At 54.2% G+C, this 18,584-nt stretch carries 19 protein-coding genes and 1 pseudogene; all 20 read right to left on the reverse strand.

Annotation, left to right across the window (positions count from 1 at the left end; genetic code table 11):
- Window positions 1-16: 16 nt before the first annotated feature.
- Window positions 17-157 (reverse strand): hypothetical protein, encoded by a 141-nt coding sequence (locus EIO64_RS01830; RefSeq protein ID WP_006877328.1) that lies wholly within the window; start codon window positions 155-157, stop codon window positions 17-19.
- Window positions 158-1,036, reverse strand: a complete 879-nt coding sequence (locus tag EIO64_RS01835; RefSeq protein WP_006877327.1) for a DUF4261 domain-containing protein — start codon at window positions 1,034-1,036, stop codon at window positions 158-160.
- On the reverse strand, window positions 1,033-1,917 hold the full coding sequence (locus EIO64_RS01840; protein WP_006877326.1) for a hypothetical protein: 885 nt from the start codon (window positions 1,915-1,917) through the stop codon (window positions 1,033-1,035). The genes EIO64_RS01835 and EIO64_RS01840 overlap by 4 nt, the downstream gene beginning before the upstream one ends.
- A 17-nt stretch (window positions 1,918-1,934) precedes the next feature.
- On the reverse strand, window positions 1,935-2,711 hold the full coding sequence (locus tag EIO64_RS01845) for a hypothetical protein (protein WP_006877325.1): 777 nt from the start codon (window positions 2,709-2,711) through the stop codon (window positions 1,935-1,937).
- Between the two features lie 25 nt (window positions 2,712-2,736).
- The gene (locus EIO64_RS01850) at window positions 2,737-3,042 is read right to left on the reverse strand and encodes a barstar family protein (RefSeq protein WP_006877324.1); all 306 of its coding nucleotides are present in this window, start codon (window positions 3,040-3,042) and stop codon (window positions 2,737-2,739) included.
- The gene (locus EIO64_RS01855; RefSeq protein ID WP_006877323.1) at window positions 3,033-3,383 is read right to left on the reverse strand and encodes a hypothetical protein; all 351 of its coding nucleotides are present in this window, start codon (window positions 3,381-3,383) and stop codon (window positions 3,033-3,035) included. The genes EIO64_RS01850 and EIO64_RS01855 overlap by 10 nt, the downstream gene beginning before the upstream one ends.
- A gap of 18 nt (window positions 3,384-3,401) precedes the next feature.
- Window positions 3,402-4,609 (reverse strand): annotated as a pseudogene (locus tag EIO64_RS01860) (RtcB family protein).
- 35 nt (window positions 4,610-4,644) lie between these two features.
- Complete coding sequence (locus EIO64_RS01865) at window positions 4,645-5,004, reverse strand: hypothetical protein (protein WP_006877321.1); 360 nt, start codon at window positions 5,002-5,004, stop codon at window positions 4,645-4,647.
- Between the two features lie 18 nt (window positions 5,005-5,022).
- A complete protein-coding gene (locus EIO64_RS01870) occupies window positions 5,023-5,547 on the reverse strand; it encodes an SF0329 family protein (protein WP_006877320.1) in 525 nt (174 codons plus the stop codon).
- An 11-nt stretch (window positions 5,548-5,558) separates the two neighbouring features.
- Window positions 5,559-6,038 (reverse strand): DUF1877 family protein, encoded by a 480-nt coding sequence (locus tag EIO64_RS01875; protein ID WP_006877319.1) that lies wholly within the window; start codon window positions 6,036-6,038, stop codon window positions 5,559-5,561.
- The gene (locus EIO64_RS01880) at window positions 6,028-6,777 is read right to left on the reverse strand and encodes an SMI1/KNR4 family protein (protein ID WP_006877318.1); all 750 of its coding nucleotides are present in this window, start codon (window positions 6,775-6,777) and stop codon (window positions 6,028-6,030) included. Before EIO64_RS01880 ends, EIO64_RS01875 begins: the two co-directional genes overlap by 11 nt.
- 36 nt (window positions 6,778-6,813) lie before the next feature.
- Window positions 6,814-7,203 carry a hypothetical protein gene (locus EIO64_RS01885; RefSeq protein WP_006877317.1) on the reverse strand — a complete coding sequence of 130 codons (390 nt, stop codon included), beginning with the start codon at window positions 7,201-7,203 and terminating at the stop codon, window positions 6,814-6,816.
- Window positions 7,204-7,256: 53 nt separating this feature from the next.
- The gene (locus EIO64_RS01890; RefSeq protein WP_006877316.1) at window positions 7,257-8,369 is read right to left on the reverse strand and encodes a hypothetical protein; all 1,113 of its coding nucleotides are present in this window, start codon (window positions 8,367-8,369) and stop codon (window positions 7,257-7,259) included.
- Window positions 8,366-8,641, reverse strand: a complete 276-nt coding sequence (locus tag EIO64_RS01895; protein WP_006877315.1) for an Imm32 family immunity protein — start codon at window positions 8,639-8,641, stop codon at window positions 8,366-8,368. The genes EIO64_RS01890 and EIO64_RS01895 overlap by 4 nt, the downstream gene beginning before the upstream one ends.
- A 21-nt stretch (window positions 8,642-8,662) precedes the next feature.
- Complete coding sequence (locus EIO64_RS01900) at window positions 8,663-14,737, reverse strand: immunity protein Imm33 domain-containing protein (RefSeq protein WP_006877314.1); 6,075 nt, start codon at window positions 14,735-14,737, stop codon at window positions 8,663-8,665.
- A gap of 42 nt (window positions 14,738-14,779) precedes the next feature.
- Complete coding sequence (locus EIO64_RS19130; protein WP_033118031.1) at window positions 14,780-15,757, reverse strand: hypothetical protein; 978 nt, start codon at window positions 15,755-15,757, stop codon at window positions 14,780-14,782.
- 672 nt (window positions 15,758-16,429) lie between these two features.
- The gene (locus EIO64_RS01910) at window positions 16,430-16,792 is read right to left on the reverse strand and encodes an SMI1/KNR4 family protein (protein WP_330364471.1); all 363 of its coding nucleotides are present in this window, start codon (window positions 16,790-16,792) and stop codon (window positions 16,430-16,432) included.
- A gap of 109 nt (window positions 16,793-16,901) precedes the next feature.
- Window positions 16,902-17,312, reverse strand: coding sequence for a DUF6966 domain-containing protein (locus EIO64_RS01915; RefSeq protein ID WP_006877311.1), 411 nt, complete (start codon window positions 17,310-17,312; stop codon window positions 16,902-16,904).
- A complete protein-coding gene (locus EIO64_RS01920) occupies window positions 17,309-18,259 on the reverse strand; it encodes a hypothetical protein (protein ID WP_006877310.1) in 951 nt (316 codons plus the stop codon). The genes EIO64_RS01915 and EIO64_RS01920 overlap by 4 nt, the downstream gene beginning before the upstream one ends.
- Window positions 18,260-18,274: 15 nt before the next feature.
- On the reverse strand, window positions 18,275-18,574 hold the full coding sequence (locus EIO64_RS01925) for a DUF6881 domain-containing protein (RefSeq protein WP_006877309.1): 300 nt from the start codon (window positions 18,572-18,574) through the stop codon (window positions 18,275-18,277).
- Between the last annotated feature and the right edge of the window lie 10 nt (window positions 18,575-18,584).

Below are 18,584 nucleotides of genomic sequence, written 5' to 3' on the forward strand. Positions count from 1 at the left end.
CGATTCTTAAAATGGTCTATTTTGTATGGTGTCCAGTCCCAAAGACCAGGAACAGGGCAACCACACAGAGAAGCAGGCCCATCCAATTCCGGTCTATGATCAGCTTGATTACCGCCGCAAGCAGCAGACCGCCCACCAGGAGCACAACGCCGTTCATTCAGCGTCCTCCCGAGGCATATTTCCCCATGTGGATGTCCAGCACTTCTCTGGGCGGCTGGATCAGCGCGTCCTCATACTGGCACTTCCACTGAATCTCCCGGCTCATCTGGCCATCCGCCACGCCGTCTATGGTTTCCCCATCCTGAATGGGGTTATCATGCTCCAATATGTACGATGCCACATTGTAGGCGTGGTTTACCACCCAGTTGGGGTCCATGTTGTGGAAGTGGTACTGGAGGTCGGGCAGGAACAGGGTGCTCATGCCCACCGTGTCGATGAGCATATCCTCGGTGCCCTCAATGTTGAAGAAGCGGACATTGACCCCGAAGCGAATGAAACGGTCCGACCCCTCAATCTGGTGAGAACGCACATCCTCCGCCAGAAACAGCTTGCCGCAGTTCTGGAAATAGAATGCCTCACAGGTGGGGTACAGCTCCGCCAGAGCCTCCAGAAAGTCGGCATCCAGGTTGGCACGCTCCAGCGCCGGAAGCGCCGCAGCCAGCATATCGGTGGCCACCACCTGATATTTGCACTCCCGGAAGATCCGCTCCCGGTCCTCCTGGCAGTCCCACATCTGGCTCATGAGGAAGGCGTCGAAGCCTTTGCCCTTGAACCTGTCGCATTTCATCACCATCAGCTGTACCGGGCATTTGCCGTCCTTGAATTCCGCGATATGCTCCTGTGCGGCAAAGCCGGCCATTTGCTTATCATAACAGAAGCACTCTGTTGATCCGATGTGTTTCTCTATCACAGCGGTCATGGTTTCTTTGTCCGGCATGTCCACCGGTTCTTTAAACAAAATCTGAATGAGATAGGGGCCTCCGGGCTGGGGACCCTTTTTATCATCCAGGTTTTGCTGGAAAAGTTGATTGCTCATTTGGTTTCCTCCTTCTTCTCCGGGAACAGCTTCCACCGGAACTCCAACTCTTTCTGGACAAACTCTTTCGGCAGGCCCCGGGGATTGGCAATGAGATACCATACCCGAAAGGTGCGTTTCTTCGGATCTGTTTCCTGCTGGTAGAGCTGATAACCCGCCTCATCCTCCTGAGTCCACTGTCCTGTCTGCCGCTTGGCCTGCACAAAGGGTTCCACCACCTGGTCCAGTTCCTCTTTGGTGAGGCTTGAGGCCCAGGCATGATCCACATCATTGGCGTGGGAGAGGTGGAACAACATCGAACCCATCCAGTTCTTTGCCTTGTGCTCCGGCGTTCCGAGCAATTCCGCCTGACGGCGGTACTCCTCCAGCTGTTCCGCTGTTCCGTACCGTTCCACCATCTGTTCCCGCACATGGATGCACCAGCTGTAATCCCCCGGCTGGATAAAGGGGGCACAGACCGGCTGGAGCGCCTCTGCTGGGTCCACCTCAAAGCGGTCGATAAAGTCGAGGTAGTGAGCTTTGATCAGGGGCAGAAAGGTGTCCAGCAACCTGGTGTTCAGCCGCAGGTCCTCTGTCAGCATCCGAAAGAATGAACCGCCTGTTGTCGGTTCTATTTTGAAAGAGTAGAGCCGATCATCTCCCTGCTTAATGATACAGCTGAAGCCCACCTCCACATTTCCATAGCCGATTTCGTAGTCTATGTAGTTGTAGCGGCTCCGGTCAAACCAGACCTGATAGGTCAGGCCGTTTTTCATTTTCTTTTTGAAGTCGCCTTTTTTCAGCCGCTTCCAGCCCTTTTCCTCCAGCCCCAGGCCGTTCCATAGGTAGTCCAGAAACTCCTGAAATATATCTGCCGGGCGTTTTTGCTCCACGGTCTCCACCTCCTGACGAATCCTCCTTAATAATCAAGCAGGATGGGCACCTGCTGTTCCTCGGCAAACCGCATGGCCCGCCAGAACATGGAGAAGGCGAACTTGGCAAGAGATTGGGTGTCATACTGGGTGTGTTCCGGGATGTCTGCCTTGCTATACTGTCCATCTGAGTCTACGGTTCCGTCTACCGGGTATCCCTCCGTGTCTGCCCAGCCAAGGATGGTATCCTCATCGGCCTGCCATGCCAGCTGGTTCAGCCTTTCCAGCTCCTTCCGCAGTCCGCCCAAGGTGGCGATAGCGACGGTGTCATCGGTGGGCAGAGGGCCTTGGAACAGAAAGCTGTCGGTGAGGGGAAGCCACCAAGTCACGCCCCGAAACAGGGACCACACCCGCTCCTCGTCCGATGCAAGGCGGGCAATCAAGGGATGCTCCCCGAAGATCCAGTCCTTCTCCACGGTGGGAGGCACCGGTTCCTCGTATGTACGACAGGCGGCCACCAGCAGCATAGCGCCGAAGGCATCCCAATCCGGCTTGTCCGTGTAATAGGGCTTCTCATTATTCTCCGGCCAGGGGGCGTAGGGGGGCTGGTCCGGCTGAGAAATGGCGGCCAGAATCTGATCCCGCCAGTTCTCCACCGCCGCCTGAACATCGGTCGGGGACAATTCCTCGTCGTCGGCGGGTTCCCCATCCGGGGTGATGCGGTTGAAGGAATATCCGTTTTCCTCCGCCCACTGCTGAACAACGGTTTTCCAGTTGTGAGAATAGTACCGGGTCAGCGTCCCGGCGTAGATGTCAAGTCCCATAGTGTTTGCCTCCTTTTCTGCTTGGTCAAAGCCGTTCCAGGGTACAGTCGTGCCCGGAATGGTCTGTATCCAAAATGATTTCCACAATGGTGTCCATCGTCTCTTTTCCGAGATTACGGACGCTTTTTTCATAGGCCAGCCACTGGATGTGGATGGGTTGTCCATACTCATGCCGCCCAAAACCGCCCCGAAGAATATCGTTGAAAGCGTTCAGGTTCCGACCGATCTTCCAATCCAAGCCACAGATGAACACCTGCTCCACCTCGTCATAAAAACCGGCCATGTTAGAAAAGCGGCGACCGTCAATGGTGAACATCTCTCTCATGTCCATATAAACGGCTCCTTTAAGTCATATTTCTCCATGATCTTATTTTCCAAGGCTTCATAGGCATCCATATCCTCTGGTTGCGCTGGAATACCCTTTTGCCAATAACCGTTCCCATAGTAGAAAAACATAGCCCAGTAATAAGGCAGGTCATGGCTGAACATCGCCACTCCCATGGCATCGGCCACTGGCTCTGCCAGCGGTGAGCGATCCACTATCTGGGAGGCTTCCTCATAGGAGATCCCCACCAGCTCCACCAGCAGGTGCTTCACCAGTTCACAGAAGCTGTGCTGGTTGAATATGACCTGACCATCCTCATCTTTGAACACGATGCCATCTCTCACCATAATATTCTGCTCCGTTTCTTACTCCTCGTCCCCGGCCTTGAAGTTGTAGATGGGGCGGATGACCTTTACCACATCCGCCGTGGGGCCGATGTTGTCCAGAATATCCTGCATCCCCTTGTAGGCCATGGGGCACTCATCCAAGGTGGCCTTGCTCACCGAGGTGGTGTAGACCTCTGCCATCTGCTTTTGAATTCAGACACCGTGAAGGACTGTTTGGCGTCCGCCCGGCTCATCAGGCGGCCGGCGCCGTGGGGAGCAGAGCAGTTCCAATCCTCGTTACCCTTGCCCACGCAGAGCAGGCTCCCGTCCCGCATATTGATGGGGATGAGCAGTCGCTCGCCCTCTTTGGCGGACACAGCTCCTTTCCGCAGGATCATGGCGTCGGTATCGATATAGTTGTGGATGGTGGTGAACTGCTCCTCCACATGGAGCTTCATGCCTTTGACGATCTCGTCCATCATGGCCTGCCGGTTGAGCATGGCGAAGTGCTGGACGATCTTCATGTCGTGGATATACTGCTCAAACAACTCTCCGGACACATAGGCCAGGGCCTTGGGGATGTTGGTTTGCTTGAGGTTTTTCAGTTTCTTCAGTTCTTTCTGGATCTCCTTCTCCCGGCCCTCCGCTTTCATTCGGGCAATCAGCGCCTCGATGGAGGCATCGTCAGTGCGGTTGAGCACCTTATAGCCCGCCTCCTGGTAATAGCTGGCCACCTCCACACCCAAGTGACGGCTGCCGGAGTGAACCACGATGTAGAGATTTCCCTCGTCGTCCTTGTCCACCTCAATGAAGTGGTTCCCACCACCCAGCGTACCGATGCTTTTTTCCGCCCGGAGGAGATCCACATGGCGGGCACAGCACAACTCACTCAGGTCGATCTCATTGAGGTAGCGGTGGGCCTTATCCCGGATGGAGAAGCCGGAGGGGATCTTTTCATAAATCAGCTTGTCCAGCTTTTGAAGCTCCAGCCGCCCCTCCCGGATGCGGGTGGTCTCCATGCCGCACCCGATGTCCACACCCACCAGATTGGGCACCACCTTGTCGGTGATGGTCATGGTGGTGCCGATAGTACAGCCCGCCCCGGCGTGAATGTCGGGCATGAGCCGGATGCGGCTACCCGCCGTAAATTCCTGATTGCACAGCTCCTGAACCTGTGCGATGGAGGCGCTGTCCACCACATCGGTGAAGATCTTGGCCTCATTGTATTTTCCTTTGATTTCGATCATAATTTCCTCGCAATATTCTATGGGGCATGGCCCCGTCAAGTCATCTCATACAGCAGGGCAGCGTCGCCCTGCACCAGTTCCAGATGGGAGCGCAGCGTTTCAAGCCCGCTTTGCACCGCCTCGGTGGGCAGATCCCAGTCCGGGGCAATTTCAGCGGCCAGCTCCGGGAGGTCCTGCTCCCGCAGAGCTGCCAGCAGTTGAGACGCCAGCTCTCCCTCCAGCAGAGCGCAGTCCAGGGTGTCCTCCGTCTGGGGAGCAGGAAAACGGACATCCAGATCCAGTTCGCTCTCACACCAGTCCCAGATGGCCATATAGACCGCGCCGGAGCAGTCGCCGTTTGACAGTTCCTGCCGCCGGCCGTCTTTGAGAAGGTAAAAGGATGCGATCTGTGACATAGTTGTTCCTCCTGAATGTTATTCTTTTTCCATCAGCCCTTCTGCCTGCATCCGGATCACATAGAAGGCCCGCACCCAGTCCAGTTCCTGCTCCATGGATTTCTCCAAAGCCAGCAGGTGGCGCTTTCCCAGCCTGCGGTCCAGGAGGGCAAAGATGCGGACAAGAGGATTCTGGCTGACAAGGCTTTTCTCAATGCTCTGGTTGTCAAAGATCCCAAACGCCTCATAGAACACCTTTTGGTCAAAGGTGCCCTGCTCCAGCGCAAAGGCATGAGCCTGGTCGATGGCTTCTTTCGCGGAGTCGCAATCTTTCAGCGTTGTGGACCGCAGGTGATGAAATTTCGTCCACACATTCTCAAAATAGATGTAGTAGTTGCTCCGCAGTACTTCCACACCGTCCATACGAATGGCTGCCCGGCCCTCATGGTCGGCGCTTTTGCTGTAACTGGTGGCAAAATACTGAATGTGACCCCGGAGCGCCGGGCACAGGTAATCATTCTCCAATTTGTTCCGGATTCCACTCCAAGTGGATACGCTTGCCATGTTACCACCTCTCAGTCACGATAGATACCCACGACCAGGATATAGTCATCATCTCCATGAAAATCCTGACACTTGTTATAGAAGTCTCTCAAAGTTCTAAATTCGGCCAACGCTGCATCCCGATTTTCCACTCCGTTCTGTTGGAGATACTTGTCCAGGAAAGCATCTTCATCCACCTCATTGAGGGCAGAAACGATGTCATCCAGATCCTCCAAGAGAGTGTAGGCCACCTGACCATCATCAACGAAATCAACACCTACGATTGCTTGGCTGAGCGGTTCATGAGAGATCGGTTCTGTCCCAGGGCATCCCACCAGCGCCATGTGGAGCTCATTCCACAGGCGGATTTTTTCGGTGTAGAGAAATTCATGCTGATTTGCCGCTGTTTTCAAAGCATCAACCGTATTCTCGCCACTGAAAACAGCATTCATGAGTTCATCTTCAGCAGGGGCGCTTCCATAAAAATAGTGGGCAATGTTTTCAGTGTTCATTGAGATACCTCGCCAGTTTCTTCTCCAGCAGTTCTGCCATATCATTGCAGAGGCGCTTTACCTTGTCCTGCTCATGGGCGTAGTACCAGATGGTTTCCTCTCCGGGGCGGAGCAGGAGCTGGTCGCCGTCCGCTTCTTTCCAGAACTCGCCCAGCACACAATACCGCTCGCCATGAATGGTCAGATTAAATGTTCCAGAGAGTTCAACGATTACGCCTGTGGATACATTGATGCCTGCGGTCAGCAGGAAAAACTCCCGCACCTGGGACGGGAGCGTGAAGTCCAGCACGCTTTCTTGATTCCCGATCTGCTCCTCCGTGGCGGCGGGTTTGATCTCGTCAGAGGGGTCCAGCACCTTTGCCAACGCCTTGGAGAACTTGGGGTATCGGCCAAATAACTCCGGGTTATTGGCCTTGAATTCCTTTTGCTTTTCCCTCTGCACCCGCTCCTGCTCCTTACAGAAAGCGTCCAGCTCCGCCAGATACCGCTCCTGGTAGAGATTGCTGGCTTCAAATGCTGTGCCGCTCTTTTCCAGAATGGCGATGGCTCTCTTTTGGCTGCCAAACACCGGGACCCACTGAAAACCGTGTCGGCAGGGCTTCAGTTTCAGAAATTCACCCCGACTCAGCAGGGCTTCCAACTCCGTCTCATGTTCGTCCCACCAGTTCCGCCAACTTTCTGGTGTTTCCCGCCCCTCGACCAAGTCCAGGAGTTTTTCTGTCAATGATTCTTTGTCCATAGGTGTCCACGCTCTTTCTCCGCCATCACTTCCACATTACTCGGTAGCACAAAGCTCATTCATTTTTGGAATCAGTATTTTATCCATCCACTGGCAAACAATCTCAAAGGTATTGTTAATCTTTTCTTCATTTCCTATATCAAGATATATTTCATTGTCTCTCAAACTGTAAAACAGTGGTTGTGTGTTGATGTCTGGTTTGGCATAACCATAAGGGTCGTATGGACGGGTGTTGATTATATAGCAAACCTCTATGCTTATGCTATCCTTTGTGTTCCCGCCGAATGAGGAAAACGCAATCATATAGGTGAAATTTTTACTGTGCCTCGTAAGTGTTTTGTCGGATTTTTTATACTTGAAGCCTAAATGCCCGTACTTCCCTTGCAACTTGGTTCCAAGCATTTGCATTGCTTCGTTAAAGTTCATTGTGCCCCCTCCATTTTCTCATCGTAAAAATAAATATAGTTCATTTCTCCGTTTCAGAGGGCGCAGGAATAGATGCTCATGGCCCCGTAATCGGTGTGCAGGACCAGCCCGCTTTGGGTAAAGGCAAAATTCACCTGCCGCACCACAAAGGGGTCGTCAATAGAGGCCAGCAGTTGGCCGCTGCCGGTATCCCACAGCTCTATGGGGGAGCTGCCACGATCCTGCTGAACGGCCATCAGACTGCCCCTTGTCCGCACCATACAGGTGTCTGAAAAATTTAGCCCCTGCCGGACCGAAAACGGGAAAGGATTGGCAATCTCCTCTCCGGTCTGGGTCAGATAGAACCTGCCGCCCACCGAGAAGCACTGGTCATCCGGAGAGAAGAAGGGATGCCAGCCCGCATTGGGGATCACAACTTTTTGGGCGGACTTCAGATCGACCAGCACATACTCACCCTCGGTGACACGGTAGACCGCTTTGCTCTGCCGGGGAGAGAGCATCCCGAAGCAGTAATAGGCAAAATTCGGATCTTTTGACTTCTTACATTTTACCGTTTCCCGCCACACTTTCGTGTTGCTGCCAAAGGCAAAGACGACGATCTCCTCGCCCGTGTACCACAGGGCCAGGTCGCCACTGACATCCAGCATGGTCTTCATGCTGTTTTTCTTGTTGGCAAAGGGCGTGACCTCATGGGTGCGGAGCGAGAACTGCTGGAGAAGATAGCTGTTGTTCAGAAGAAGGGTGTCATTGGAGCAGAGGACCTGCTCATAGGTCATCCGCTTGGCACCCAGAGAGACCGTTTCAAGGCTCTCCCCGCTGCCATCGAAGTGATAGAGGGTCTCGTCCTCAAAATCTCCGACCACCCTCGTCAGGAAGAAGTCATCCCTTGCGGGAGAGGCGGCCAGGGGCATGAAGCCGTTACTGTCCTTACCGACAAACCGATGGCACCGCGCCTGCCCAACAGCGGCATCCCGATTCTGATAGACAAATCCTTTCCGCATCTGGCCCATCATGGCGCTGGCAGCCTTGCTCCTGACCTGGAAAGCGGAGTCGCACAGGATCTCCTTGACCTTCCCGCCATTCAAGCAGGTTCGGATGGTATGGCCGTCAATTTCAATCCGCCACTGCTTATTTGTAGTGGGGTTGAGGAAGGTTTTTTCAATCATGGCTTTGACTCCTCCCTTTGAATCAGGATGGTTTTTCCCTCGGCGTTGATGTCATAAAGGTCATCCAAATGGATATGGAAGCCATCCACACGAGCGGTTTCCGCCATCCCCAGAGCGGCTTTCGCCAACAGGAGCAGCCCCGCCCGGTTTCCCGTTAACTCCAATTCATTTCCATCGGCATGGGTGGTAAAGGAGAGGTAGGCTTCCGGTTCCACTGGGAGGATAGGCAGTAGTTCGTCATTCAGTTGAATGGTCAGTGTTCTGGTTTTCATCACTTACCGAAATACCTCCCATCAATCCCACCAGAAATACCAGACGGTGGACTGCCACAGGACATCTGCCAAGGAGCCAATGCTTCCATCCTCATTCTGATCCAGATCTGGGCAGAAGCCATATTGCTCCACAGCCACCTCCATAGCTCTTTCCTTGGAGATCGGAGTTGGAAGTTCAAACTCCAATTCATCGTGGCTCATGGCGGCAGGGATGGCACCATGCTGCTGGAACCAGTATTTGGCCGCAGCCATCAGCTCCGGTGTGTCGGGGCAGTCATTCCAGTTTCCGAAGGGCAGGTAGGCGAAGATCTCCCAAGGATTCTTCACCGGGATCTTGGCCAGAATGAGCGGATAGGTCATCTCAGTATCATCATCCCAGTAGCTGGAGAAGCGGTCATTAGGTTCTCCGCCCTCCATCTCGCCCAAGACTTCCTCATCCCAGTCCATATCGTCATCTTCGGCTTCTTCCTTGCGCTGGCCGGTCAATTCCTCCAAAACCGTCTTTCCGTCCTTGACGGGGGTAGAGAGCATCTTCTTCCGGTACTCCGTTACAGCTTTGAGGTCAAATTCGTAAATGTCTACATCATTCTTCGGGTCGGCGTTCATTACCAGACATTCCAACAGCGTTTCATCATCCGCCTGGATAAGCACGGGAACAAAGCCCTCCCGTACCCCCAGCCGCTGGGCGTAGCTGTATGCCGACATGATGGGGTCATCATCTGCCATGGATGGGAAATAGGTACACTCGCAGTCCAAATACTCCATGATGGCCTGAGCCACCTCGGAAGGCTCCAGTGTGTCCTCGTCGAAGTCCTGTCCCTGCCAGTTAGCAAAGCGTTCTTCGATCACCTCTGCCATAGCCTGATAGTAGTCCTCGTCAAAGGGGATGAACAGGTAGGCTTCATCTTGGAACTCATCGGAGTGATACCGCTCTGGGCCGAAGAAGCAGAGGGCGTTGTCGTCAACATCGGCAGGATAGTAGGGACTGTCGCCCTCTCCATAGTAATAGCCCGCAAAGGCACGGCCTTGATGATTGAACAGCACAGAGAACAGACAGCCGTCCAGCTCATCCCGGATAAACTCCCGCAGATCCACGCTGGCAGAATCAGCCTTGACCTTTTCTACGACCTCTCCGTACTCCGCAAGGAATTCTTCACCCATCAGGTCGTGCTCCATGCACCAGCGCAGGTAGATGGCCATGTGGTTATAAGCATTGATGGGGTCAATAGGCAGTTCCTTTTCCTCGATGCTCTCGATGTGATAGGAAGCATCGTCCATCTCACCGTCAAAATCATCATTGGAAAGGGTGCCACGAGTGATAGCATCCTGGCGGGTGGGGTTTACTACAAAACTGATCCCCCTCATTTTGTTCAGCAGAGCGTCTGTATCATGTTCCAGTTTATAGTCCAACTCGTCCTCATAAAGCGGAATGACCTGATAGAAGTTGACCTCCTCGCCGCCCGGCAGGGTGCAGACCTCGCTGCCATCCTCCGTATCCTGGGGACCGATCAGGGTAGCAGTACACAGTTTGGTGTTGTCTGCAAATGGTTCCCGGTTCTCCACTGTATGACCATGTCCCAACCAACTGTCACAGTTGATGGGCAGACGGGCCAAGGATTTCAGCAGGCGGATGGGCCAGTACCACTTTTCGTCTTTCATGGACTCCTGATCCAGCTTCCAGTCCGCAGGCAGCGCGATAGCCAGCTCCGCCCGCTCCAGCTTATATTCCACCAGCTCCTCCGGCACATTCATCCGGTGAGCGCCCATACCCATGGTGACCAGGGTGCAATAGTCCCGCTCCTCAGTGGGCGGCACCATGCAGATGTCCACATGGATGTCTGGAGAAACCAGCTCGTGGAACACATTCTCGACCTTGCCGAAATACTGCTGGATGTGTCCCTCGACGGCCTCCATCTCCTCCTCGGTGTAGACCTCGGGAACACCGGCTTCTTCATCCTCGGGCATTTCGCCGTCCGGGTCATCGCCGTCATCGTCAGGGTCACCGTCCGATGACTCCCAGGAGATTTTCAGCGTCATCTGCTCCTCCGGCAGACCGACGCCAGGGCTGCGGGTGATGGTGTGCTTATCATCTGCCGCAAAACCGATAGTTTCTCCATCGTGGAGTTCCACATCGTTCTCCAGCACATAGGACACAAGGCTGGCCAAAAAGTCCCGCAGGTCGCTCGGCTTGGCATCGGTGCCCAGCACCTCCATCTCGTCTTTGCCAAACACATCCATGCCGTAGGTGTAGCCATTCATGCCATTCTCGTTTCTCCACAGACCGAACCAGATCCAGTTGAAGATGGGTAGTTCGCCGTCCTGCATCATGTCGGCAAAGCCCTCATAGAACCGGGGTTCAAACACCACGCCGCTGGTGTAGATGCCGGTGGCATATTCCTGACGGCAGCAGGCGGCGACCACCTTGGTGTAGAGCTTGCCCTTTTCCAGCAGGTTTTCCTCCTTGCCCAGCACCGCCACCATGATGTGGGCACAGTGCTCCTTGGCAACCTTGACGGCGTCCTCCCACATATAGTTGTTCTCGGCATTCAGTTCCGCTTCGCCGTTGGGGATGGGATAGGTCGCCAGGCTGACGGCGGCGACCATGTCGCCCACTTCGAACACCAGCGCGTCATCGTCCTTCTCCTCGCTGGCATCGTATTCATCCACGGCGATATCCCACTTTTCCTTCATGTCCCGGATGAACTGCTCTTTATCCCATTCTCCCTTGGACAGGAGGACAAATCCGGTGAAAACGCCTGTGTGGTCACTCTCATCCTCGGCCTCTGCCTCGGCCCGCTTTGCGATCTCTTTCTGGCACTCTTGAATCACCGCCGGGGCATCCTTGTCTTCGGGGTCCAGTTCTGCCCACCGCTGGGCGTAGGGGATAGCCTGTTCCTCCTGCCCATAGAGATACTGATAGCCGTAGGCCATCCGCATATTCCACTCCGCCTTGTCCTGGCCTTCCTCCCGGACGGACTCCAGTACCTCAATGGCGCGGCGCAGGGCCTTGTCTCCCTTATAGTTAGGAGTACCCTCGTCGTGGTCCCCGATGATGGCGTAATTCTCCAGCGCCCGCGCCATGGCGTAGGCAATGCGATAGTTCCGCCAGTCCTCCGGGATGGCGTTGAGGGCCTGGATGCAGCGGGTGTACTCGTCCTCGTCGTTCCACTGCTCCAGCTGCTGGAAGTATTCTTCTTCGTTCTGCGGGGTGTAAGGGATATAATCCATGCCCGCCAGCGTCTCGTCCAGCTCGGGGGCCTGATCCTCATCGTCCGGTTCCTCCTCGGACGGTGTTTTTAGGTTCACTGTGCCCGCCTCCCGGCGGAAGGTGTGGAAACTGGCCCAGGGGATATCGCTGTCCTCAAAGAAATTTTTGGCCATCTGGAGCGCCGTCTGGATGTCCCAGGCGATGAAATCCACATAGCCGCAGTAGAGGCCGGTGGCTCCTCCAGTGAGAGTGAGTACCTCCGGACCGTCGCCGGTGGTGAACAATTCCTCCAGCTTATCCCGGAAGTCGAAGATCTTCTGGGTTCCTTCTTTCTCCCGCAGGGTATCCAGAGGGTAGCAGAAGAAGCCCGCCACCGCGCCGTCAGCATGGAGATCGTCCATGAAGTCATTGTCGGCATTCAGGTAGCCGTTGATGAGCGGCACACAGCAGGTGGAACCGGCCATTACATCCAGCCGCCAGTCAGCGTCGGGGTCTTCATTGGGTTTCATTTCGTAGCCAAGATAGCTCTCCAGATAGGCTTCTGGATCGGTAGAGAGTTCCAGACCCCGCTCCTTCAGAGCGTCGGGAAGCTGGGACATAAGAATGGACGGCTCCGCCCTGGGTTCCTCCAGCACATCAAAGCTGTCTATGTATCTCATGTGGGGAATCTCGCCCAGCACTTGGTCGGTGAGGGTGGTGAGCATCCACCAGACCCGGCCTTCCGCCTCCCGGAGCATGGGCAGCAGCTTTTCACAGTAGGCGGAGAGGGCGAAGCTGTTTTCGCCCTGCTCCTCCAGCCAGATCTGCACATCATCCCCGGAGATGTCCCATCCATCCTCGGTACGCAGACCGATGTTCTGGAGGGGCTGACGGCCCACAAGGATGTTCCAGTGCTCCAGCACCTCCTTGGGGGCGTGTTTCTGGAAGTAGACCAGCTCAAACAGCTTGACCTTATCACCCTCCGGGGTGAGGATCAGCTCGTACTTCTCGCCGTTGAAGCCCATCTCGAAGGAGATTTCATCAAAGGCCAGATTCAGGGTTTCCTCCATTTGGGCCACGAGTTCTGCACCGCGGGTGTGATCCTTGTCGTCATCCATCATCTGGCGCAATTCTGCTTCCATCTCGGCAAAGGTTTCCCACCAGTTCTCTGTCCGATCCCGGAAGCACTCCCAGAACTGCGGCAGAGAAATACCCTGCTTGCACCGGTCGATAAACTCTTTGGTGTCATCGTCACCAGGGCGGACTTCCAATGCCTTTTCAAAATATCGCAGAGCCCGGCCCTCCTGATCCAGATAAAAGTAGGAGTAACCCATGCGGAAGTTCCAGTAATAATCGTCCTCGAAGTATTCCTCATGGGGCTTTAGCAGAGCGAGGGCCTTTTTGAGCATTTCTTTGCAAGTTGGCTTATGTGGGTCTGCCAGATTGTTATAGGCACGGGCTAACTCACTGTCCATCTCAGGGGTACGCTCCTCGGCGGGGATGGCCTCCAGCGCATCAATAATTTTATGTTGTTTGCTCTCCTCATGCCACTTCTGGCACTGCTTCAAAATGTCCATATCAGGGTCCTCCTCGTCCTCATCCGGTTTCCAGTCTTTGATCTGCTGGAACACACCGTTCTCATCCCGCTCAAAGGCGCAGGGGGCGGGGGTGTTCAGCAGAGAAATGATGTCGGGATCGTCGTTGCAAATTGTGTTCAGCTTGTAAATCCCGGCATTGTTGGGGTCGTCCATGTACGCCTCGCTCTCGTCACCGGCGGTAAAGCGCCAGCCGCTGTCCCAGCCGCCGTCCGGATTCTCCCGGTAGCAGTAGCCAACCTTGTAGCCCTCCATCGTAATGCGGTTGGTGGCGATACAGCCATCGGCGCCCTCCCAGTCGGGGAGCAGATTCTTCATGTCCTCTGCCTTTACATAGTAGTCCCGGTTGCGGCCAGCGGCCTCGTACAGCTCCTTCCGCAGCGCCTCCACATCCCGAGCCATCTCCTGGATCTCCTCGTTATCCATCATCTCGCTGAGGTCGTATTCCAGCGGGGCATGGACAAAGTCCGCCAGGGCCTTGTTCATGGCGTCATGCTCCTCTGGCGTAGCAGTGATGCGGATACGGCGGGCGGGGGTGTTGTACTCGTCCAGATCCTGAAGGTTTACACTGCCACTGACGCTGCACTCCAGCAGGATGGCGGCCAGGTCGGTGACCACATCAATGGCGAAGTGAAAGTCCATCTCCACACCATCGGAATGTGTAAACTCCAGGTACTCCACGGTTTGGCGAAAGTCCCAGTTCTGCTTGTCCAGACCGATCTTGGAGAAAATCTCGCTGAGGGGGATCTCCTCCTTTTTCTGATCCTCTAAAAATGCCACAAGGTTCAGACTGTCATCGGAACCGCCAATAAAGTTGCCCCAGTATTTTTTGATATACATTTGTCGTGCCTCCTGTTCTGAATCCAGTCGATCAATGAGCTGATTCAAGTGTTCCAACCACGCAGGAGCGATCTCACCGCTATCCTCGTTCTTCCAAAGATCCATAATCTCACGGATGCCGTCCTCGTCCGGCACCTCGTTTTTGATGTCGGTGAGCTGCCGCAGCAGGAAAGCAAGTGCTTCTTTGGATGCTGTGAAACCGGTGACTTTATCCCATATAGCTTCTTCATGATCGTAGTCCAGCTTGCCGTTATCCTTCCATTGGAAATACAGCTCCGCCAGAGCCATCGCAGTATTGTCAAAGAGAAAGTCGATTTGTGAGAAGTCAGATCCCAGCATGACTTCCTCTTTCATCAGTTCAATCATCTCGCCCAGATCCATTACCGGATGCTCCGGTACATATTCATTTTTGAGGATGTCCAGTACATCCAGCCCTTCGTCACGCTCTAATGCTTTTATACCCCATGCTCCCATGTCGGCACCTCTCTTTCTTTATTTCGTATCAAGCTTCTATTGTCAATCATGGTTCTCCACCCGGATAATGGGCCGGTAGAAGTCATAATCTCCGTTTAGTTCCTTGTCCTCCTGCACTTCCGGCTTACAGTGGGGCGAACAGGGTAGGAAACCGAGAAATGGGCCCAGCCCGCCGCAGATATTGCACCCGCCGTCACCGCCGCAGGTGGTAAGTCTATCAGCCTGCACCACTTCCCGCATATAGGGATCGTAGGCGATGGACAGGCCGAAGAAGTTGGGTTCCTCCATATCATAGGGCCGGTTCTCATCCTCATCCATGTCCTCAAACCAGCGTAGACGCATGGAGTAGTCTAACCCATCTCCCCATGGGAACAGGGTCCGACATCCGCCGCCGCACAGGTAGGCCCACTCGTCCGCTGTGGGCAGCGAAAGCCCCTGCTTTTCCAGCCCGGCAAGAAGCGCATCGTAGTCTGTGCAGTGATAGATCCAGGTATGAAATCCATCTTCTGTCCGTTCTATGCGGGCCGACTGATGCAAGGTAAGACTGCTGCTGTCACTCCAAGCAAAATCACGGAATTCCTTCAGCCAGTCAGGGTGGGCAGTCAGCCTGGGATCGTCCATCTTGACCGGCTCCCAGCACAGTTCCTCCAGCTCCCGGCCCACCAGCATGGGGCCAATGACCGCCTGCCGAACGGGAGCCATGCTTTCCCGGATCATCTCTTCCGGGTTCTGCGGTTCCATCTCCCACTCCTGGAACAGATAGTCCAATTCCTCCCGGCTCTCCTGATTCAGTCCCTCGGCAAACTGCTCCCAGCCCAGGGTGACGGTATCGCCGGGGACAAAGACGAACTCCCGACCATCTTTCTTGAAGATGCCGGTGGTGCAGCTCTGGCCCCAGTGGTCAAAGGTATGTAGACCGAGAAAGGTCATAGTATAACGAGCAGCCAGGCTTTCCATCAGCGCCTGCTTCTCGGTGGTATCCATTTGATTGAATTGGGGACGGGACAGTTTTTCGTTCATGGAAAGTCCTCCTTCGATTCGTTTTGCGTGTTCCAGCAGATAGCTCTGACCATCCTGCTTGGCCCATTCCAAGTATTGTGGAAGCTGGTCGGAATGGATGGCATCCAGTGAAATCAGAACGGCGATCCGCTGGTATTCCTGAAGTTCAGGAGAGTAACAGTTGCGCTCCCAAAACAGCGGAGCGAACTGTTCCACACAGTCAGGACGCAGAGCAGGCATCGCCAAAAGCGCCCGCCGGCTCACATATTCATTGGGGTCCTTTGCGAAATCCAGAATTATATCCCTGACTTTCTGACTACATGAGCATTCCGGCAGATAGGCGGCAAACTGCCACTTGGCCTCATTCTCATTGGAAGCTGCGGCCCTGCGGCAGAGGCACTCAAACCATTGTGGATGGGAAGTGGTCTCCTGTATAAATCCCTCCGCTTCGTTGGCCCTGGCAATTAAATAGACCATCTCATCCAGTAGGACGCTGTCTGCCGTTTCTGCATCCATTTGGGTCAACATATGGCAAAAGGCACTGTAAGTATCATTCCACGCAGGGTAATCGACCTCCCATGCACCGCCGATCTCCTCGGTGGTTTTTCCGGGATAAGTGATTTCCTGCCACTGATGAAATTTTCCTACCTGCTCCAGCAGGCACTCCCTGATGTCCTTTGCCATACGCTTACCTCACAATTCTTTGCACAGGTTTCCCAGTTCCAATGCCTGTTCCACAAGGCCCAGGAGCAGGCTGGAAAAATTCTCGGCAATCTCCTCCAGATCGGCATAGTCACAGTTATAGCCCCGGACTCTGCCGCTCTCTAAGTCGATAAATACGATACTTCCGTCACCCAATCCTCCGATTGGAAAGGTGGGGCCGTGGTCATATTCGCTCATGTAATCCTCATAAGCCTCTTGAAAAATCGGGTAGGCTTCTTCCAACTCTTTCAGTGTGAAGATCCACGGCTCCGCCAAATAGCAGCCGCCGAAGTTCAAAAGTAGCCAGCGGTACTCTGCGGGGATGGGAGTATACCTGCTTTCAAATCGTTTCACAGCATCCTCTGGTTCCGGGAAGATACCCTTTGTGAAGGGGCTTACTTTATAAGCAGTTTGAATTTTACTGCGGTATTTTTCCAAATTCATGTCATGCATTGTGTTTCCCTCACAGAGCATCCAGATTTTCCTGTAGATCGCCCTGCATCAAGTGTTGGGCAATGGCCCGGTTCAATTCCTTATGGGGGTGATAAGCGGCCTGCTCTACATCGTGCAGGCACTCCTCCATCAGTGCCTCCGGAGAAATGCCTTCCTGTTTTCCATAAAGGTGACCGAAGGCATAGCACACTGATTTGAGAAAGCCGAAAATATAGTCGTGATTTCCACGCATACTGGGTAGGTCATTGAACGAGCCCATACCTCCGTATGCCCGAAGGTGGTGGGAAACCTCCCGCCGCTGGGTCCAGTCCTCAATATCCCGCTCCAGCCAGCCGATCCAGTTTTTGAATTCCGGGTGGTCTGTCTGTAAAATCGACCGCAGACAGATCAGAGCCTCCGTATAAATATCGGTCTGTTTCATAGGCCATCGCCCCCCAAAATACCTCCATAGAGAACACCGTTTTTCCCGAGGAACAGCATCTGGCTGCGAAGTAGGCTGCACTGCTCCACAGCGACCTTGTTTCCGTCACAGGTGGGAATAGCCTCCTGTTTTTGCCCAAGACGATCACCATGAGCAGTAAGGAAGTAGAATTTGTCCCGTTGCTGGTATCCGCCTTGAAACAGGAAGGTATTGCCGGACGGGGCAACAGAAAAAGCTCCGCTTCCTTCGATTGGCAGTTCAAACACAAAGTCCTCTTTGAAGTTCGTCCGCACCAGCCGGAATTCATCGTAATAATAAAACCACAGGTTTTCTTCTTCGTCCAGGCTGATGGCGTAGCAGTCATAGATGGAATACTTCTCATTCTTCCAGAGAGGAGTTCCATCCGATGTCCATGCAATCAGGCCGCAATCACCCAGAGGTTCATCCCAACCGTAATTACCAAATACACCTTCATCAAAGTAGCTGGTAATGATGGTGCCATCTTTTTTTACCACGCAGTCTTGAATGCCATCCCCCAGGCAGAAACGGGACAGCACAGCTCCGTCCCGGCTGACGATCCAGGCGTTCTGGTCGGGGCCGTTTTCCCGATAGGCGCATCTTGCTCCCAGCAGGAGGAAGTGTTCACCTGCAGGCCGCAAATAATGGAACTGGAACTTCAAGAGACCAAGAGGAAACAGCGTCGTTTCCAGCACCCGCTGTTCCGCCCAATCCAACTGGATTTCCACCGCGGTATAGGTGGAAGGAATGCTGAGCCAGTCCTTACCCTGTGTTTCGGAGGGCTGTTCCATGAGAAGATAGACTTTTCCATCCCTTGCCGTGAAAAAGTCTGTTACTTCTGTGCCCTCCAGATGGTTTTCCCGGCGCAGCTGGTCCAGGTCAATGATGGAGAACAACGGCAGATTTTTTGCTTTTAAGGATTTGTTCATTGGGACTCCTCCTGGTTACTTTAACGCTCCATCATAGGTGTGAGTTTCCCAGATGGACTCAAATTCTGCTTTCTCTATTACACAGGCGTGGAACTCCTCACCCCAGACATGGGCGTTCAACTCATCCACGGTGGGGATCGGTGTAATCTCGATGGCGCCGTCGTAAAGGTCAGGGATGTTGCGGGTGCGGCCATCTGCAAAGATGTCGATGGAGCGGAGGACCAGCCACTCATTTTCGGTATCCACTTCATAGAGGATGACCGCTGGCTCTCCATCCGGTGCGCCCTCCCAAAAGAGTTTGATGTACTCGATCATTCCATTTCCC

It is taken from the genome of Dysosmobacter welbionis, from assembly GCF_005121165.3.
GTDB lineage: Bacteria > Bacillota > Clostridia > Oscillospirales > Oscillospiraceae > Oscillibacter > Oscillibacter welbionis.

Coding starts and splice junctions, on each gene's coding strand:
- EIO64_RS01830 (WP_006877328.1), bottom strand. CDS start 157: ATGAACGGCGTTGTGCTCCTGGTGGGCGGTCTGCTGCTTGCGGCGGTA.
- EIO64_RS01835 (WP_006877327.1), bottom strand. CDS start 1,036: ATGAGCAATCAACTTTTCCAGCAAAACCTGGATGATAAAAAGGGTCCC.
- EIO64_RS01845 (WP_006877325.1), bottom strand. CDS start 2,711: ATGGGACTTGACATCTACGCCGGGACGCTGACCCGGTACTATTCTCAC.
- EIO64_RS01850 (WP_006877324.1), bottom strand. CDS start 3,042: ATGGACATGAGAGAGATGTTCACCATTGACGGTCGCCGCTTTTCTAAC.
- EIO64_RS01855 (WP_006877323.1), bottom strand. CDS start 3,383: ATGGTGAGAGATGGCATCGTGTTCAAAGATGAGGATGGTCAGGTCATA.
- EIO64_RS01865 (WP_006877321.1), bottom strand. CDS start 5,004: ATGTCACAGATCGCATCCTTTTACCTTCTCAAAGACGGCCGGCGGCAG.
- EIO64_RS01870 (WP_006877320.1), bottom strand. CDS start 5,547: ATGGCAAGCGTATCCACTTGGAGTGGAATCCGGAACAAATTGGAGAAT.
- EIO64_RS01875 (WP_006877319.1), bottom strand. CDS start 6,038: ATGAACACTGAAAACATTGCCCACTATTTTTATGGAAGCGCCCCTGCT.
- EIO64_RS01880 (WP_006877318.1), bottom strand. CDS start 6,777: ATGGACAAAGAATCATTGACAGAAAAACTCCTGGACTTGGTCGAGGGG.
- EIO64_RS01885 (WP_006877317.1), bottom strand. CDS start 7,203: ATGAACTTTAACGAAGCAATGCAAATGCTTGGAACCAAGTTGCAAGGG.
- EIO64_RS01890 (WP_006877316.1), bottom strand. CDS start 8,369: ATGATTGAAAAAACCTTCCTCAACCCCACTACAAATAAGCAGTGGCGG.
- EIO64_RS01895 (WP_006877315.1), bottom strand. CDS start 8,641: ATGAAAACCAGAACACTGACCATTCAACTGAATGACGAACTACTGCCT.
- EIO64_RS01900 (WP_006877314.1), bottom strand. CDS start 14,737: ATGGGAGCATGGGGTATAAAAGCATTAGAGCGTGACGAAGGGCTGGAT.
- EIO64_RS19130 (WP_033118031.1), bottom strand. CDS start 15,757: ATGAACGAAAAACTGTCCCGTCCCCAATTCAATCAAATGGATACCACC.
- EIO64_RS01915 (WP_006877311.1), bottom strand. CDS start 17,312: ATGAAACAGACCGATATTTATACGGAGGCTCTGATCTGTCTGCGGTCG.
- EIO64_RS01920 (WP_006877310.1), bottom strand. CDS start 18,259: ATGAACAAATCCTTAAAAGCAAAAAATCTGCCGTTGTTCTCCATCATT.
- EIO64_RS01925 (WP_006877309.1), bottom strand. CDS start 18,574: ATGATCGAGTACATCAAACTCTTTTGGGAGGGCGCACCGGATGGAGAG.